Raw genomic sequence first — 17,676 nt, forward strand, 5'->3', positions numbered from 1 at the left:
GCGCTATTCAAGGGTCTGCCCCATATCCTGGCGATACAGTTTGACCTGATCCCGCCCGCCAGCCTTGGCGGCATACATGGCAATATCAGCCCTCTTGGCCAATTCAATTTCAGTTGCCCCATGGTCGGGATAAATGGCAACACCTATGCTTGCCGACACTGTGTGCTCATTACCTGCAATGAGAAACGCCTGTCCAAGTGCTGCACGTAATTTCTCGGCCAGCAGACAGGCACTTTGCCTGTCGCTGACATCCAGGGTCAGCGCCACGAATTCATCGCCACCTATACGTCCTACCGTATCAGAATCACGCAGACAATTCTTCATACGCTCTGCGGCTTGCTGTAAAAGGATGTCACCAACTGCATGGCCATAGGTATCATTCACAGGTTTGAAGCGATCGAGATCTATGTACATGAGCGCCAGGCGGGTATTGTTTCTTTTCGCCAGTGCCAGCCCCTGCGCCAGCCGTTCAAAGAACAGGGTGCGGTTTGGCAAGTGCGTCAGGCTGTCGTGATGCGCCAGATAGGCCAGCTTGTCATTGACTTCCTTGCGTACACTGACATCGACTTTGACTGCGACATAATGACGGGTCTTGCCTTTGCTGTCTTTGACAGGGGCAATGTGTGCCTCTTCCCAATATGCCTCGCCGTTTTTGCGGCGATTGATCAATTCACCCGTCCAGACTTCACCCCGCAAGAGCTGCGCCCACATGGCCTGATAGGTTTCGGCAGGTACCTGGCCAGATTGCAGGATACTCGGTTTTTTACCGATGACTTCTTCAGCAGAATAGCCCGTTTCCAGAATGAAGTGCGGGTTCACGTATTCGATCACACTATTGGCGTCAGTAATGATCACCGAGGTCGGGCTGTGCTCTATGGCAGAAGACAGGAGATTAAGTCTTAATTCATTTCTCTTTAATTCATCCAGACTGTTTGCCAGCTTGTGATTGACCTTGAAAATATACAATGCCACGCCACCGACTATACTGACAAAAACCAGGGCAAGTGCACCCCAGAAATACAACCAGCGCAAATTCACGTCGGGATTGGCGTCATACAAAAAATCATCCAGTGGATAACCGGCTGGCAGCATGCCCAGTTCAGCGTAAGTATCTGCTATATGACGCCAGCGCCCTGGATTCATATACCCTATCGCTATCAGTTCCCGGCTCAGCAAATAACTGGTTTGCGCTGCTTCATACTGAAAAAATTCCTTGTTGTGCTGCCCCGCATCTGTACCCTTGTAACGCTGCAATATCATGTCTATGATTTCATCCTGATGGCTCATCGCATATTCCCAGCCACGCAAACTGGCAGCGCGAAAAGCTTTTACACGTTCAGGATGGGTACGTATCTCACTTTCGCTGGCGAACAGATTATCGCCATAAAAGTCGATACCGGCAGCGCGCGGCGTGTAAATATTGTAGGCAACGCCCGCCTGCCCGAGGCGAAATGGCTCATTAGTCAGGTAAGCAGAAATGACATCGACTTTCCCTTGTATCAAATCATCAAGATTGAAGCTGTGTTCGATTTGCTGCAGTTGCTCGAAAGGCACATTTTCACGCCTGAGATAAGCAAGCAATTCCTGCGACTGCGGCTCCAGCATCATGCGCTTGCCCTTGAGCTCGTGCACAGTCTGTACATCGTTCTCTTTTCTGGATATCAGTATCAAGGGAGAATGCTGAAATATGACAGCCAGGGCAACAACGGGCTGACCAGCCTTGCGGGCAAGTATCAGGCTGCTGGTGCCAACGCCATACTCTGCCTTGCCGGTAACTACCTGATCGATGACGTCCAAGCCTGGCTGAGCTGGCAAAATATCAACATCAAGGCCAGCTTCCCGGTAATAACCCAGCTCTTTTGCAGCGTAATATCCGGCAAACTGAAACGCATGCGTCCACTTGAGTTGCAGATGTATTTTGTCAACGGCCAAACTGGCAGGCGCGAGCAGGAATTGCATGCAAAAGCATGTCAGGCTGAGCCACAACTTTCCATGCTTGGTCATAGTTACAATGTGAAAATAATATTAATAAGCCTGGCATTTTTGCCATGCTGCCTGGTGCGCTTATGCAGCAGTCACAAGCAGCAGTCACAAACGTGTGGACTACCGGTAGAGCACCAGCTTATTTCCATCATACAATAATTGACTAAGTCAATTGCGGCTTTACACAATCATTTACAGTCGCAATCGCTTGCGAATGCGGCTCAATGCTTCAGGCGTAACACCGAGATAACGTGCAATATCGCGCAGTTGCAATTGCTCTGCCAATTCGGGATAGGTTTTTAAGAATGACAGGTATCTGTCTTCCGGCGTCATGGTCAGCAACTCACGTTCCCTCTGCTCTTTCCTGACTATGTGCTGCTCCAGTAACTGCCGTATGGCTTTTTGCCAAGGAGGATATTGATCGCACAATTGCCTGACAGGTGCGTAATCAACCTGTTCAAGCACGCATTCATCAATGGCAGCAGCGAAATAATCCGTGGCTTGCCCGGATATCAAGACATTTGGGCATGCAAAGAAATCGCCAGGACCAATAAAGGATTTGATCCACTCCACGCCATCAATCCCCAGGTAGGTCAGCTTCACAATGCCGCTGGTAACCACATAGACATAGGGTTGCCATTCACCTGCCGCGAACACCAGCTCGCCTTTGTGGAAGTGCAATTTTTTCGTGAAAGGACGCAGGATATCCCATCCAGGCAAGGCCGTGCCTGCGGCCTGCTCCATCAAACGTCTGGTATGGGTCATGACAAAGCGGGCAATGGCAAACGCGCGGACGTCAATATAGCCTGCAGGGGTTGCCATACCAATTGGCTATCGAGCTTATTCATGCAGTCATGATGACCCAGAGGACATTCCCTTTGCCGGCACGGCGCACAAGCCAGGCGCAGCGACAGGGAGTGGGCGATATCAGAAAATGGTGGCGCGTGATCTGGATCAGTCGGGCCATAAATGGCGATGACGGGTCTGTTAAACGCTGAGGCAATATGCAACAGGCCAGAATCATTCGACACCATGGCGTCACTTGCTGCGATTAATGCCAACGCCTGATCCAGTCTGGTCTTGCCAGCAAACTGGTGAACAGCCGGGCAAGTCGCCTGTATCTGCTGACAAACTTCAACGTCCTTGGGTGAGCCCAGCAACACGATTTGCGCATCAGGATAAGCTTGCAGGATGGTCTTTGCCAGTTCTGCAAAATGGCTGACAGGCCAGCGTTTGGCATTGCCAAATTCGGCACCCGGAGCAAAACAGATCAAAGGCTGTTTTGCCGACAAGCCCATTTCCTGCAAGACGGTATCTATCTGTGCAGGGGCAATTTGCAAGCGCGGTTTGGGAAAGCTCTGCACCAGATCAGTTACTGGCGCATTCGCCAGCGCTGCATAAAATGCCACCATGGGTCGCGGTGCGGACTTGCTGTCTTGATGCATGACATTGATGAGGCCATAACGGCTCTCCCCCTTGTACCCAACCCGCTTTTTGATACCAGCCATCCAGGGTAATAGTGCAAATTTCAGGGTATTAGGCAACACATAGGCGGCTTCATAGCCACGCTGGCGCAAGATTTTTGCATAGCGCCAGCGTTCACGTAATTGCAGTGAGCCATGTTTCAAGGGTGTTTCCAGTACCGTATCCACTTCCACCATAGCGCGCAAAACCGGTGCTACCCAGGCCGGTGCCAGTACATCGATCGCAGCTTGCGGATGGTCGCGTTTCAGCAATTGCAGCAAAGGCTGGGCCATGACGGCATCGCCTATCCAGTTGGGTGCAATGACGAGAATGCGGCTGGCAGGACTGTGCACGACGACACTCATCTTGGCGTGCGCCCCATGAGAAAGAACTCATCATTTGGCCGCATGGAAATCACATTTGCCATGCGGTTCGACAAGCCAAAGAATGCGGTGATGGCTGCTATGTCCCAGATATCTTCATCATCAAAACCATGGCTGTGCAACAAGGCATAATCAGCATCATTGATGCTTTGTGAATCCAGGCAAACCTTGATCGCAAAATCCAGCATGGCACTTTGACGTGGTGTGATATCTGCTTTCAAATGATTGACGGCGACCTGGTCAGCCACGAGGGTATTCTTGGCATAGATGCGCAGAATCGCACCATGGGCAACTACGCAATACAGGCAATTGTTTTTGGCACTGGTTGCAGTGACTATCATTTCACGCTCGGCCTTGTTCAGGTTACCTGTGGTTTTCAGCATCAGGGCATCATGATAGGCAAAGAAGGCACGAAATTCATCGGGCCTGTGGGCCAGCGTCAGGAATACGTTCGGTACGAAACCAGCTTTTTCCTGCACGGCCAATACTTTCTCGCGTATATCGTCAGGCAGGTCTTTTATTTCTGGAACAGGGAAACGGGAAATCGCAGTAGTCATGGCTTCTCCTTTTTCAATCAAGCGGCAAACTGCAGACGATGCAGGTTCGCATAAGTGCCGCCATTATCCAGCAATTCTGCATGCGTACCCATTTCTATGATCTTGCCATCGACCAGTACAGCAATGCGGCTGGCACGTTCAATTGTTGACAGGCGATGGGCGATGACCAGCGTGGTACGGCCCAGCATCAGTTCGTCCAGTGCGGCCTGCACGGCGCGCTCAGACTCGCTGTCGAGTGCAGAGGTAGCTTCATCCAGAATGAGGATAGGCGCATTCTTATAGATGGCACGTGCAATCGCCAGACGTTGCCTTTGACCGCCGGAGAGGCGCATGCCATTATCACCTATCATGGTGTTCAAGCCCTCTGGCAAATCACGCACAACATCCGTCAGATGTGCTGCCTGCACTGCTGCAGCCACGCGTTCAGGATCAGGATTGGCATCACCATAGGCAATATTCGACACCAGGGTGTCATCAAACAAAACCACATTCTGGCTGACCATCGCGATTTGTTCGCGCAGGCTGGTCAAGGAAATGTCGTGCAAAGAAATGCCATCGAGCAGGATATCGCCAGAATCCGGCGTGTAAAAGCGTGGCACCAGATTCACCAGCGAAGTCTTGCCACCGCCAGACATGCCCACCAAGGCGATGGTCTCGCCCGGTGCTATGCTGAGGTTGATATCTTTCAGCGCTTCCTGCTCCTGGCCTGGGTAAGAGAAGCTGGTATGGACAAATTCCAGTTTGCCTTGCGCACGAGCACTCAAGGCTTTGCCGCTATCAGTTTCTGGCAAAGTGTCGATAAGGGCAAATACCGACTCTGCCGCAGCCATGCCGCGCTGCATGGGGCCATTCAGGTCGGCCAGACGCTTCAAAGGTGTCAGCAACAGCATCATGAGGCTGACAAACTCAATAAATCGGCCTGCTGTGGTGGCGTCTTGCGCTGCTTGCGACACCGCAAACATGATGACCACCGCTACCGCAATCGCGGCTGCGAGTTGTGTCAGCGGCGTCGTTGATGCAACGGCAATGGTGGTACGCATGGCGTAACCACGCAATTTTTCATTCTTGGCTTCGAATCTTTCCTGCTCATATTTCTGTCCACCAAAAATACGTATGACCTGGCTGGCACGGGTGGCTTCTTCTATGACCTGGGTCAGCTCATTGCTGACATCAAGCTGGCTTTGATTGAGTTTGCGCAAGCGCTTGCTGACCCCACGCACGAGAAATGCCATGACCGGCATCATGACCAGGGCAATGATGGTCAACTGCCAGTTGCGCCACAACAAGGCAGCCAGCAAGACCATGACCGTCAATGAATCGCGGAACAGTGTGGTCATCGAGACCTTGAGCATCTCGACGATTTGCTGCGCCTCAAACATGATGGTGTTGATGATGCGGCCACTCGATTCACTTTGGTAAAAGCTGATGGGCACATTCAGGATGCGGTCAAATACCTTGGCGCGTAGTTGATTCAATAATCTGGTCGAAATCCAGGTCATCAGATAACTTGTAGTAAACGTGCAAATGCCACGAAACAGGAAAATCGCAATAATGGCCGTTGGCACCATCCACAGGGCAAGCTTTTTCGCATCGGCATTAAAACCGTGATCGAGAATGTAGCCCAGCACCTTGGGGAACATGACTTCCGTCGAAGCTGTGCCCAGCATGGTCAGCAAGGCCCACCACACCCTGGCGCGATAAGGGGCGATGGACTGCCACAAGCGGCGGAACACATCGATGGTTTCTTTATTGATCAAACTCATAGTATGAAATTCATATCCTGTATTGGCACAAGCCGCTCAATCAATTAATCAATCAGGCTTGCGCATAAATAATCTATCTGCGGCGTGACTAATTTTTATTACGCATGCCAGCCAGCGGTATCGCCAGCAAAATCATGAAAGCCATGCCAAACACAGCATCACGCAAAATCGCATTGAACATACCGCCCAGCATCATGGCGATGGTCAGCATCAGCAAGGGCATGGCCATTTCCCTGGTGTTGGGATTCTCATGCACTTCCTTACATGCCATACGATAGGCCACCCAGTATTGGGTCGCCCAGATCGCCAGCAGGGCAAACAAGCCGATGACACCCACTTCTGTCAGGTACAACAAATAATCATTGTGCGGTGTCGTCATGGTAGAACTGATGAGGCCCTTGGCTTTTTTCTGGTAAAGATACATCCAGGTAGCAATACCATGGCCTGTCAGAGGTTTCTCGGCAATGATCTCACCGGTGATCTTGTAAAGTTCAAGACGCATGCCATCATCATTGACTTTGCGGCCCTGGGAAAAGTCATGCAATTGATGCACAGTACACAGGCTGCGCAATTTAAAAATTTCCCACGGCCCGGCTTGCACCAGACGCACCTCACAGGTTGCCGGTGGTGGCAGGCTCAAGGCATATTTCCAGCCGCCGCCAAGTGCTGCCAGCAAGATCAAAGGCAAAGCCACTACCCGCCATGACCAGCCTATCTGGCGCAAAATCAGTACACCGCACAAGATAAAAAACAGCAGGCTGGCCGTCCTGGTTTTTGCCAGCAAGACCAGGGCTGCGGCCACATATACAACTGCCAGCACCCGCCAGACCAGGTGATCACGGTGCGTGCGCAAATCATGCAACATCCAGGCGGCAGCAATCGCCATCAATATGCCCAGCAAGATGGATTTATTACCCTCATAAATCACATAGCTGCGAAATACCGTATTGACAGGCAAGAGATGGAAAAAATTGGCCACAAACAGCGTTGCCGCCAGCACTGCACCAGCAAAGAAAACATACATCGCCCGCCTTTGCCACACGCCCGCAGCCACGGTCAGAAAAGGCAAGAGAAACAAATACGTCTGGTAATGCACAAGCCCCGGCCAGAATTCTTTACTGATTTCTGGCGGGATATCCTGCATTGCCGCCAGCACGATACTGACCAGGCTAAGGCCAAGTATCGGCAGCAACATGGCGCTTTGCCTGATCCTGTGCATCTTCTTCAGGTAGCCGCCAGATACCAGCAAACTGATATAAAACAGCAGCACACCGGCATACATGACACCAACCGGGAAAAACAGGGTCAGCGGCAAGCCTGTCAGTATCTGATGCGGCAAGGACTGGCGCCAGCCGGTTTGCGGCTCTGCCTGCGGTGAATCACCACGCGCTGGCAATACACTACTGGTATCCATGGAATCAGGCGTATTCAATTTTGACGTTTTTCATGGATAGCCATTCGCCCAGGTTCTGCCGCAAGACATCATCCGGGTTCACCCGCCACTGGTCTGACAAATACATTTCAGCACTGGCATTGGCGTTTTGATAGCGTATCAATACCGGGCAACCATCGGCGTTCAAATGTGGCTTCAGCATCTCTTGCAGCTTTTTGGTGTCTGCTGTCGATGTCAACGTCAGGCGCAAACCTTGCGAGAACTGTACGCGGGCGCGGCCTATATCCATGACTTTTTCAGCCGAGATACGCAAGCCGCCTGAGAACCTGTCCTCAGACACTTTGCCCAGCACAGCCAGGAATTCATCTTCCTTGAACAGGGATTTGAACTCTTCCATGAGTTCGCTATACACCGTCACCTCAACCACGGCAGTGCCATCATCAAGGCTGACGATGAGTAGCTTGCCGCGCTGTGTCATCTGGGTGCGCACACCGGTAATGATGCCGCAAATCAGGCGCAAATCGCGTGAAGGTTCCAGCTTGGCAAGAGTGGTCTTGATGAACTGGCGCACTTCTGGCGCATAAGAATCAAACAGATGACCGGACAGGTAAAAGCCCAGCGCCAGTTTTTCTTCGGTCAGGCGCTTCTTGTCTGTCCACGGCGGTACATCCAGGTAATCTGGTGGCGCGATCAAATCATCGTCATCACCAAACAGGCTGACCTGGTTTGCTGCGGCTTCTGCCTGCATCGCTGCTTCCAGCGCAAAATCGACGGTTGCCAGCAAGACGCCACGGTCTTTGCCCAGGCAATCCATGGCACCGGCACGTATCAGGGACTCTACCGTACGGCGGTTCACCTGGCGTTTATCGACGCGTTTGCAGAAATCAAACAAATCCTTAAATGGCCCACCTTCTTTTCTGGCCGTGATGATGCTTTCTATCGCATTCTGGCCTGAGCCTTTGACGGCGCCCATGCCATAGCGTATCTGGCTGGATTTTTTGCCAGGTTCAGCAACTGGCATGAAACGATAATCGGACAGATTGATATCTGGCGGCAGCATTTTGAGCTTGCAGATATCAATCGCATCTTCGACCAGAATCTTGACCTTATCGGTATCATCCATGGCCAGCGACATATTGGCTGCCATGAAGGCAGCAGCGTGATGCGCTTTCAGATAAGCGGTGTGGTAAGACAGCAAGGCATACGCGGCAGCATGGGATTTATTAAAACCATAGCCCGCGAATTTTTCCATCAAATCGAAAATCTCGTCGGCTTTTTCTTGCGGCAAACCATCCTTGGCTGCACCATCACGGAAAATCTGGCGATGCTCGGCCATCTCTTCTGCTTTTTTCTTACCCATGGCACGGCGCAGCAAATCGGCACCGCCGAGTGAGTAGCCACCGACCACCTGGGCCATCTGCATAACCTGTTCCTGATACACCATGATGCCGTAGGTTTCAGACAAAATGCCTTCGGTACGGGGATCAGGATAATCGAATTTCTCACCGTGCTTGCGTTTGCAGAAATCCGGGATCAGGTCCATAGGGCCAGGGCGGTACAAAGCCACCAGCGCGATAATGTCTTCAAAGCGGTCAGGACGCGCATCTTTCAGCATGCCTTGCATGCCGCGGCTTTCCAGCTGGAACACAGCCACGGTCTTGGCCTTGGTCAGTAAATCATAAGATGCCCTGTCATCCAGCGGCAATTTGGCCAGATCAAAATCTGCCATGGCCGGGTCCATCATCTTGATATAGCGCACTGCCCTGTCGAGAATGGTCAAGGTGGTCAAACCCAAAAAGTCGAACTTGACCAGGCCCACAGCCTCGACGTCGTCTTTATCATATTGCGACACCACGCCAGAATCGCCGCCCTGGGTGTACAGCGGGCAAAAATCTGTCAGCTTGCCTGGGGCAATCAATACACCACCGGCATGCATACCAATATTACGGGTGATGCCTTCTACCTGTTGCGCCAGGTCGAGCAGGGTTTTGACTTCTTCTTCGTTTTCCTGACGCTCAGCCAGCAAGGGTTCTTCCACGATTGCCTCGGCTATCGTGACTTGTTTGCCCGGTTTGAACGGGATCAGTTTGGAGACGCCATCGCAGAACATGTAGCCAAAGTCCAGCACGCGGCCGATGTCACGTATCGCGCCCTTGGCAGCCATGGTACCGAAGGTGGCAATCTGCGATACCGCTTCTTTGCCATAACGGTCTTTCACGTACTGAATAACCTTGTCGCGGCCTTCCTGGCAAAAGTCAATATCAAAGTCGGGCATGGATACCCGCTCCGGGTTCAGGAAACGCTCGAACAGCAGGTTGTACTGCAAAGGATCAAGATCGGTAATCAGCAATGAATACGCAACCAGGGAACCGGCACCAGAACCACGGCCCGGCCCTACCGGCACGCCATTGTTCTTGGCCCACTGGATAAAGTCAGCAACAATGAGGAAGTAACCCGGGAAACCCATCTTGATAATGGTGTCGGTTTCAAACTTCAGGCGCGCCTCATAACGGGCGCGCTCTTTCTCGCGCTTTTCTTCATTCGGGAAAATTTGATTGAGGCGGAACTCAAGACCGCGCCGGGATTCATGTTCCAAAAAGTCATTGATGGTCATGCCCTCAGGCGTTGGAAAATCCGGCAGCTTCGGCTTACCCAGTTCCAGCGTCAGGTTACAGCGCTTGGCGATTTCGACAGAATTGCGCAAGGCTGCTGGCAAGTCGGCAAACAGCTCTGCCATCTCGGCCTGGGTCTTGAAGCATTGCTGCTCATTGAACCTGCGCACGCGGCGGCCATTGGCCAGCATATCACCTTCGGCAATACAAACGCGTGCTTCATGGGCGGTGTAGTCGTCCTTGCTGATGAATTGCACGGGATGGGTTGCCACCACCGGCAATTTGAGCCTGCCCGCCAGGGCCACGGCAGCGCGCACATGGTTATCCATGTTTGCCTGGCCTGCTCTTTGTATTTCTATATAAAAATGGTTGGGAAAAATGCTGGCCCAGCGTCTGGCGTTTTGCTCTGCCAGTTCCAGATTGCCATTATCAATAGCAACGCCGACATCGCCAAAATGTGCGCCAGAGATGGCGATCAGGCCACCGCCCTGACCTTCTTCAAAGATTTTTTGCAGCCATTCAAAACGAATTTCCGCCTTGCCCTTGTGCTGGTTAGTCAGCCAGGCCTGAGCCAGCAATTCACATAACTGCAAATAGCCAAGTTTGTTCTTGACCAGCAAAAGCAATCTGGATGGCTTGTCACGATCGACATCATTGCTGATCCACACATCGCAACCGGCGATAGGCTTCATGCCCTTGCCGCGTGCAGATTTATAGAATTTCACCATGGCGAACAAATTCGCCAGGTCAGTAATTGCCATTGCTGGCTGTTTGTCTTTTACTGCTGCCTTGATGACATCATCAATACGCACCAGGCCATCGACTATCGAATATTCAGAGTGGATGCGCAGATGGACAAAGGCAGGCTCGTAGGGCTTGCTGACGGCAACTTCATTGCTCGCTTCAGGGGAGGTAATTAATTCTGTAGTCATACCGCTATTCTACCTGTTGCCCAAGCTGTTCAGAAGTTTTGCCTTATCGAAGTTTTCAAATATGCAATTTATATTAATTTAACCTTAATTTTCTGCGCGTCCACAGCTGTCAATTCATCATGCCGTCAATAAATTGCGTTTTAATTTGCCTGTTATACAAATTTCAAATAAAGCATCATGTCCAAAAATATTCGCCATAAAAACAACAATTCCCAAGCCGCAAAGATGGCTTCTGGCTCGACACTTTGCATTTAGGCTACATTTGCGTGCCCGTGCTGTGTTACTCTGAATCAATGCATTTTTTGGCTCTGGGGCATATCTTGTTAGCAAAAAAAAGACGCGGCATCCAAAGCAATCACACTGGCAAACGCCTGAACAGGCGTGCTGGCTGTCTTGTCCTGTTCTTTTCCTTGCTGCATCAGGTGGCAATCGCCGGTGGCGGTGAAGAATCGATATTTCTGGATGATATGCCTGTGGTGCTGTCTGCGTCCCGTCTCTCACAACCCATCAATGAAACACCAGTTGCGGTCACCATCATAGACAGGCAAATGATCAAGGACTCTGGTGCCTGGGACTTGTCCGAGATTTTTCGCCTGGTACCGGGCATGTATGTGGCTTACCATGCCGACCCTTATTACTCAGCAGACAGCACGGTTGCCTATCACGGCATGGTCACCACCACGACCTCAGACCGTATGCAGGTCCTGATTGACGGCAGATCGGTGTATGCCAGCCTGTTTGGTGGCGTCAACTGGAGCGACTTGCCCATCGTTCTTGATGACATAGAGCGCATAGAAGTCATACGTGGGCCAGACTCTGCCAGTTACGGTGCGAATTCATATTCCGGCGTCATCAATATCATCACCCGCCACCCGGCAGAGACCCAGGGTACCACTCTGTCCATGGCATTTGGCAATGGCCGCAAGGAAGGCATCTTGCGCTATGGCGGCAAGACTGGTGCATTAAGCTACCGGCTGTCAGCCAGCATCAGGGATGACAAAGGCGAAGATGACACTATCAAGAAGCCAACTTCTGCCTTCACTTTCTGGAACCTGAACAAGTATGACAACAAGACCATACACAACCTGAACCTGCGCGCCGATTACCAGGTCAATTCTGCCGATACGCTGGAATTCCAGTTCGGTTATAACGGTGGACCGCGTGAAGTCGGTGAATACAATAATGTCTCCGCCATCAGCAGACGGGCAGAAAACCATTTTGAAATGGTGCACTGGCGCCGCGCCCTTGAAGGCGGTGGCGAATTGTCTGTGCAAGCCTTTCATACGGTAGAAAGAGTGTATGCACGCCTGAAAGATTCAGATGGCATCAGTGATGGCGATGCCATCTTGCGGCGCTATGACCTGGAAGTGCAGCACACCTTTTCACCTTTCAAGAACGCCCGTCTGGTCTGGGGTGGCAGCATACGCTATGACCAGACTTATGCGCCCTACTATCTTGGGGTTGGTGACAACCAGTATCTGTATGGTGACTTTCCTTATCATTTGCGCCGTTTTTTTGGCAATCTTGAATGGCGTGCCCGCCCTGACCTGGTCTTCAACGTCGGTGGCATGATAGAAAACAATACCTATACCGGCACAGACACTACGCCCAGGGTGGCAGTCAACTGGCATGTACAGCCCGGCCATACCCTGCGTCTCAGCCACTCACGCGCCACGCGCTCGCCTTCTGTCTATGAAAAGACCTATGACAACTACTGGCGCAGCGCTGACTTTTACCCAGGCTTGCCAGAAATGCAGACTGAAAGAGTCAAATCAAGCGAGATAGGCTACATCGGTAAATACGGCAACCTCGATGTCGATTTCCGCCTGTTCTATGATGACTACAGCCAGTTAATCGACGTCAGGAACAAGCGCTCGGCTGCCGGCGGCAACCTGAATGCGGGCACAGCCGTCATGCGTGGTTATGAATTGCAATTGAAGGCGCAACTGACAGACAAGACGCGGCTTATCTATGGCCTCTCTGGTGGTGGTGTGAAAAGTGATAATGTAAATGGTGTCGTGTATAGCGATTCGCTACCTAAATACAACCACAACATCATGCTCAGTCATAAAGTCAATGAACAATGGAGCGGCAGCCTGGTAGCTTACCAGATGGCAAAAACCAAGTTCAATGCCACCGATTACAACCCACGCGAAAACCGTGGCTATTTCATTGATGGCAACAAGCGCGTGGATGCCAGGCTCAATTATCAGTTCAAGCTCGGTGGCAAGTCTGCCGAGTGCTCGCTGATTGCCCAAAACCTGACTGATGCCCGGTATTTTGAATACCGGCACGACAATGAATTGCCAGGCCGGGCACTGAGGCTGAACCTCAGACTGGACATGTGAACATGCACTGGCAGTCAACAAGGCATTTGCGGTATGTAGTCAATTTGCTAGGCCTGACGCTGAGTTTGCTGTATGCGCAAGCTGTTCTGGCACTGGACAACATCACCATACTGCTGAGTGAGGAAGGCTCTGCTTATACTGAATTTTCCAGCCAGTTAAGCATTCTGCTGACTCAGGGACAAGGTAACGCAAAAAATACCATCAAGGTCTTGAACCTGAACACCTACAAGGCAGAAGACGTGCCGCGCAATGCCAGCAATCACCTGCTGATTGCGGTTGGCACACCAGCCATGACAGCGATGGCGCAAAAGCCACCTGCCATGGCGGTGTTGAGCGTACTGGTACCACGCAATACCTTTCAAAAAATAGCAAGGCAATATGGCCGCCATCAAGACCCGCATCATTTCTCGGCGATTTATTTTGACCAGCCGTGGCACCGGCAACTGGGTTTGATACGCAGCAGTATGCCAGGCCGCAATCGCGTAGGATTATTACTCAGCAAAGACGGTAACGAAATGCTGGTCGGCCTATCAGCCATCGCCAAAGAAATGGAGATGCAAATCAATGTTGAAACCGTCACCGATGATTCTGAATTGCTGCCCGCCCTGCGCCGCCTGCTGAACAACAGCGACAGCCTGCTGGCCCTGCCCGATGCCGCCATCTATAACCGCAATAACATCCCCAGCATATTGTTGACCAGTTACCGGCAAAAAGTGCCGCTATTCGGTTTTTCTGCCGCCTACGTCAAGGCAGGTGCACTGGCTGGCGTGTATAGTTCTGCGACCCAGATTGCCCAGCAGGTAGCAGAGATCATCGCGACACTACCCAATAATGGCTACCTGCCTCTGCCACAATATCCACGCCACTTCAGTGTCAATATCAATACCCAGGTCAGCCGTTCGCTGAGTCTGGAAATGGAAGATGAGGTCAGCCTGACACGCAAGATCAAATCATTGCCGGAGCGTGTCCAATGAAAAACTGGCCACTCGCCCACCGCATCCTGTTCCTTGCACTGGCCCCGGTCTGGATCATCTCTGCCCTGCTGGTGTTGATGGTCGTCATCGTCGGCATTACTGAAATTGACGGCGCCATCAAGGCGCGCGGCACTGTCATCACCCGCCAGTTGGCACCAGCCAGTGAATATGGCGCCTTCTCCGGTAACCGCGAAGTCTTGCAGGCATTGACGCAATCCGTCATGAAAGAAGATGACGCCAAAGCCGTGGTCATCACCGATGCCGACAATAAAGTACTGGCCGTCAGTGGCAAACCCAGCAAGCTGGGACCGGAACATGCCAAAGCCGCCGACAACGGCAAGATCTTGCGCGGCGACCATGAGTCACTGATCTTTGCCGCCCCGATTTACCAGGGCAAATCTGAGGCCGATGCCTTCGACCTGTTTGACCGCATCCCGAATGACAAGACCGCCAAGCAAAAACTGCTGGGCCGGGTCTATCTGGAGTTGAGCACCCATGCCAGCCACCAGTCCAAGAATGTCTTTGTCGCCCTCAGCGTACTGATAGGCCTGGTCGGAACAGTCTGTGCGTCCATACTCGCCATGCGAATGAGCCGTGACCTGACACGGCCATTATCACGTCTGCTCGATGGCGTGCACCGCATGGAAAAAGGTGAGCTTGATACCCGCATCACCGCAAATTCTGGCGGCGAATTACAGGAACTGGAAGCCGGCTTCAACCAGATGGCAGAGAAGCTCGAAGCCAGCCATAAATCCATGATGGAAGTCAACGCCAACCTAGAAAACCTGGTCGTCGCCCGCACCCGCGAACTGGAGTTGCGCAACCATGACCTCGAACTCCTGTCCAGCACCGACAGGCTCACCGGCCTGTATAACCGCCTGAAGCTCGAACAGATACTGGATGAAGAACACCAGCGCAGCCAGCGTTATGGCACCAGTTTTTCGCTTGCGATTGTCGATATAGACCTGTTCAAGCAAGTCAACGACACCCATGGCCACCAGACCGGTGACCAGGTTCTCATCAATATCGCCCGCATCCTGCAAGATCATGTACGCAGCATGGACGCCGTGGGCCGCTGGGGTGGCGAAGAATTTTTGGTCATCTTCCGCGAAACCACCATTCATGCCGCAATAGCCACTGCAGAAAAACTGCGCTGCGCGATTGCCAACCATGAATTTGAAGTCGTTGGCAAAAAAACTGCCAGCTTTGGTGTCACCAGCTATTACCATCCAGACAATATCAATGAGATGATGAAACGGGCTGACAATGCCCTTTATCATGCCAAGAATTGTGGGCGGAATCGCGTAGAATCCAGTGAAATGTAGATTTGGTATTGCCAGATAGTTCAGATTTTAGGGTACACTGACTTTGATACCATCAATCGGGCAGGCATTCCTGCCCATGCAGGAACAAACTGCAAGCAAACCACGAGCAAACTTCGCGCCATCCATGCTGCGCTACGGTAAAATGCTTGTCATCTCCTTATTTAGAAGACCCTATCAGGTTCACAACAGTGATTAGCTATGAGCAAAGAAATCAAAAATAACGATAATGCAACATCTGCACCAGTTTCCAACTTCCTGCGCACCATTATTGACGAAGACCAGGCTGCCGGCAAATACGCGCGTGACGGATTGCCTACAGTCATCACCCGCTTCCCGCCTGAACCAAATGGTTACCTGCACATCGGTCACGCCAAGTCCATCTGCCTGAATTTTGGCCTCGCACGTGATTACGCTGGCCGTTGCCACCTGCGCTTTGATGATACCAATCCTGAGAAAGAAGACCAGGAATATGTCGATACCATCATGGACAGCGTCAAATGGCTGGGCTTTGACTGGAACAACAAAGGCGAAGAACACCTGCACTATGCGAGTGACTATTTTGAGCGCCTGTATGAAATCGCCGAATACCTGATCGGTGCTGGTCTGGCCTATGTCGATAGCCAAAGCGCTGCCGACATGGCCGCCAACCGTGGTGACTTTTCCAAACCAGGCGTGAACTCGCCTTTCCGTGACCGTGCTCCAGCAGAGTCACTGGACTTGCTGCGCCGCATGAAGGCAGGTGAATTCAAGGATGGCGAACACATCCTGCGTGCCAAGATAGACATGGCATCACCGAACATGAATTTGCGTGACCCGGCCATCTACCGTATACGCCATGCCCACCATCACCGTACTGGCGACAAATGGTGCATCTACCCTATGTATGACTACACGCATCCCCTGTCAGATGCGATAGAAAACATCACGCATTCGATTTGCACGCTGGAATTCCAGGATCACCGCCCCTTCTATGACTGGATCATAGAACGCGCCGCCGAAGGTGGTTTCTTCAAAAAACCAGTACCGCAACAATATGAATTCGCCCGCCTGAACCTGACCTATGTCGTCACCAGCAAACGCAAGCTGCGCCAACTGGTAGAACAAAACATCGTCACCGGCTGGGACGACCCGCGCATGCCTACCATCGTCGGCATACGCCGCCGTGGCTACACGCCAGAATCCCTGCAACTGTTTTGCGAACGCATAGGCGTGACCCGCTCTGACGGCTGGATAGACTACAGCACGCTGGAAGGCTGCCTGCGCGAAGACCTCGACCCAAAAGCACCACGCGCCACTGCCGTATTGCGCCCGCTGAAGCTCATTATCGACAACTTCCCGGAAGGCGAAAACATCGCCTGCACCGCACCTATCCACCCGCACCACCCAGAACTGGGCAACCGCGAATTCACGATAGGCAAAGAACTGTGGATAGAGCAGGAAGACTTCATGGAAGAGCCCGTCAAAGGCTACTTCCGCCTCTTCCCCGGCAACAAGGTACGCCTGCGTTATGGCTATGTGGTTGAATGCACAGGCTGCGACAAGGATGAAAACGGCAATGTCATCGCCGTGCATTGCAATTACTTCGCCGACAGCAAATCCGGCACAGAAGGCAGCGCCAACTACAAAGTCAAAGGCAACCTGCACTGGGTCAATGCAGCAGATGCGCTGGAAGTGGAAGTCCGCCTGTACGACCGCCTGTTCACAGACGCCAACCCCGATGCCGGCGGCAAAGACTTCATGGCCTTGCTGAACCCGAATGCACTCGAAGTGGTACGTGCCTATGTAGAACCTGGCCTCGCAACGATCACACCAGATACACGTTTGCAGTTTGAACGCCATGGTTATTTTGTGGCGGATCGTGTGGATTCAGTGGTTGGGAAACCGGTGTTTAATCGGGTGACGACGTTGAAGGATAGTTGGGGTAAATAGTAAGCCTGTACTA

Annotated in this window: 11 protein-coding genes; 4 read left to right on the forward strand and 7 right to left on the reverse strand. The window is 52.1% G+C overall.

Annotation, left to right across the window (positions count from 1 at the left end; genetic code table 11):
* Positions 1–3: 3 nt before the first annotated feature.
* From UNDYM_RS16755 to dnaE, 7 genes are all read right to left on the reverse strand, one after another.
* Positions 4–1,959 carry a GGDEF domain-containing protein gene (locus UNDYM_RS16755; protein WP_162042045.1) on the reverse strand — a complete coding sequence of 652 codons (1,956 nt, stop codon included), beginning with the start codon at positions 1,957–1,959 and terminating at the stop codon, positions 4–6.
* Between the two features lie 216 nt (positions 1,960–2,175).
* Positions 2,176–2,805 (reverse strand): Crp/Fnr family transcriptional regulator, encoded by a 630-nt coding sequence (locus tag UNDYM_RS16760; protein ID WP_162042046.1) that lies wholly within the window; start codon positions 2,803–2,805, stop codon positions 2,176–2,178.
* Entirely contained in the window at positions 2,745–3,812 is a 1,068-nt protein-coding gene (gene waaF / locus UNDYM_RS16765; RefSeq protein WP_162042047.1) for a lipopolysaccharide heptosyltransferase II, read from the reverse strand. The genes UNDYM_RS16760 and waaF overlap by 61 nt, the downstream gene beginning before the upstream one ends.
* The gene (locus UNDYM_RS16770; RefSeq protein WP_162042048.1) at positions 3,809–4,387 is read right to left on the reverse strand and encodes a peroxidase-related enzyme; all 579 of its coding nucleotides are present in this window, start codon (positions 4,385–4,387) and stop codon (positions 3,809–3,811) included. Before UNDYM_RS16770 ends, waaF begins: the two co-directional genes overlap by 4 nt.
* 17 nt (positions 4,388–4,404) lie before the next feature.
* Positions 4,405–6,150, reverse strand: coding sequence for a lipid A export permease/ATP-binding protein MsbA (msbA, locus tag UNDYM_RS16775; protein WP_162042049.1), 1,746 nt, complete (start codon positions 6,148–6,150; stop codon positions 4,405–4,407).
* A gap of 88 nt (positions 6,151–6,238) precedes the next feature.
* Positions 6,239–7,564 (reverse strand): O-antigen ligase, encoded by a 1,326-nt coding sequence (locus UNDYM_RS16780; RefSeq protein WP_162042050.1) that lies wholly within the window; start codon positions 7,562–7,564, stop codon positions 6,239–6,241.
* Between the two features lie 4 nt (positions 7,565–7,568).
* Complete coding sequence (gene dnaE / locus UNDYM_RS16785) at positions 7,569–11,087, reverse strand: DNA polymerase III subunit alpha (RefSeq protein WP_162042051.1); 3,519 nt, start codon at positions 11,085–11,087, stop codon at positions 7,569–7,571.
* 320 nt (positions 11,088–11,407) lie between these two features.
* Here dnaE and UNDYM_RS16790 point away from each other — a divergent pair, with 320 nt between their 5' ends.
* From UNDYM_RS16790 to UNDYM_RS16805, 4 genes are all read left to right on the forward strand, one after another.
* Positions 11,408–13,435: a TonB-dependent siderophore receptor gene (locus UNDYM_RS16790; protein WP_162042052.1), complete on the forward strand. Its 2,028-nt coding sequence runs from the start codon at positions 11,408–11,410 to the stop codon at positions 13,433–13,435.
* Between the two features lie 2 nt (positions 13,436–13,437).
* Positions 13,438–14,409 carry an ABC transporter substrate-binding protein gene (locus UNDYM_RS16795; protein WP_162042053.1) on the forward strand — a complete coding sequence of 324 codons (972 nt, stop codon included), beginning with the start codon at positions 13,438–13,440 and terminating at the stop codon, positions 14,407–14,409.
* A complete protein-coding gene (locus tag UNDYM_RS16800; RefSeq protein ID WP_162042054.1) occupies positions 14,406–15,734 on the forward strand; it encodes a diguanylate cyclase in 1,329 nt (442 codons plus the stop codon). The genes UNDYM_RS16795 and UNDYM_RS16800 overlap by 4 nt, the downstream gene beginning before the upstream one ends.
* Positions 15,735–15,932: 198 nt before the next feature.
* Entirely contained in the window at positions 15,933–17,663 is a 1,731-nt protein-coding gene (locus UNDYM_RS16805) for a glutamine--tRNA ligase/YqeY domain fusion protein (protein WP_162042055.1), read from the forward strand.
* Positions 17,664–17,676: the final 13 nt, after the last annotated feature.

It is taken from the genome of Undibacterium sp. YM2, from assembly GCF_009937975.1.
Taxonomy (GTDB): Bacteria; Pseudomonadota; Gammaproteobacteria; order Burkholderiales; family Burkholderiaceae_D; genus Undibacterium.

Coding starts and splice junctions, on each gene's coding strand:
- UNDYM_RS16755 (WP_162042045.1), bottom strand. CDS start 1,959: ATGCAATTCCTGCTCGCGCCTGCCAGTTTGGCCGTTGACAAAATACAT.
- UNDYM_RS16760 (WP_162042046.1), bottom strand. CDS start 2,805: ATGGCAACCCCTGCAGGCTATATTGACGTCCGCGCGTTTGCCATTGCC.
- waaF (WP_162042047.1), bottom strand. CDS start 3,812: ATGAGTGTCGTCGTGCACAGTCCTGCCAGCCGCATTCTCGTCATTGCA.
- UNDYM_RS16770 (WP_162042048.1), bottom strand. CDS start 4,387: ATGACTACTGCGATTTCCCGTTTCCCTGTTCCAGAAATAAAAGACCTG.
- msbA (WP_162042049.1), bottom strand. CDS start 6,150: ATGAGTTTGATCAATAAAGAAACCATCGATGTGTTCCGCCGCTTGTGG.
- UNDYM_RS16780 (WP_162042050.1), bottom strand. CDS start 7,564: ATGGATACCAGTAGTGTATTGCCAGCGCGTGGTGATTCACCGCAGGCA.
- dnaE (WP_162042051.1), bottom strand. CDS start 11,087: ATGACTACAGAATTAATTACCTCCCCTGAAGCGAGCAATGAAGTTGCC.
- UNDYM_RS16795 (WP_162042053.1), top strand. CDS start 13,438: ATGCACTGGCAGTCAACAAGGCATTTGCGGTATGTAGTCAATTTGCTA.
- UNDYM_RS16800 (WP_162042054.1), top strand. CDS start 14,406: ATGAAAAACTGGCCACTCGCCCACCGCATCCTGTTCCTTGCACTGGCC.
- UNDYM_RS16805 (WP_162042055.1), top strand. CDS start 15,933: ATGAGCAAAGAAATCAAAAATAACGATAATGCAACATCTGCACCAGTT.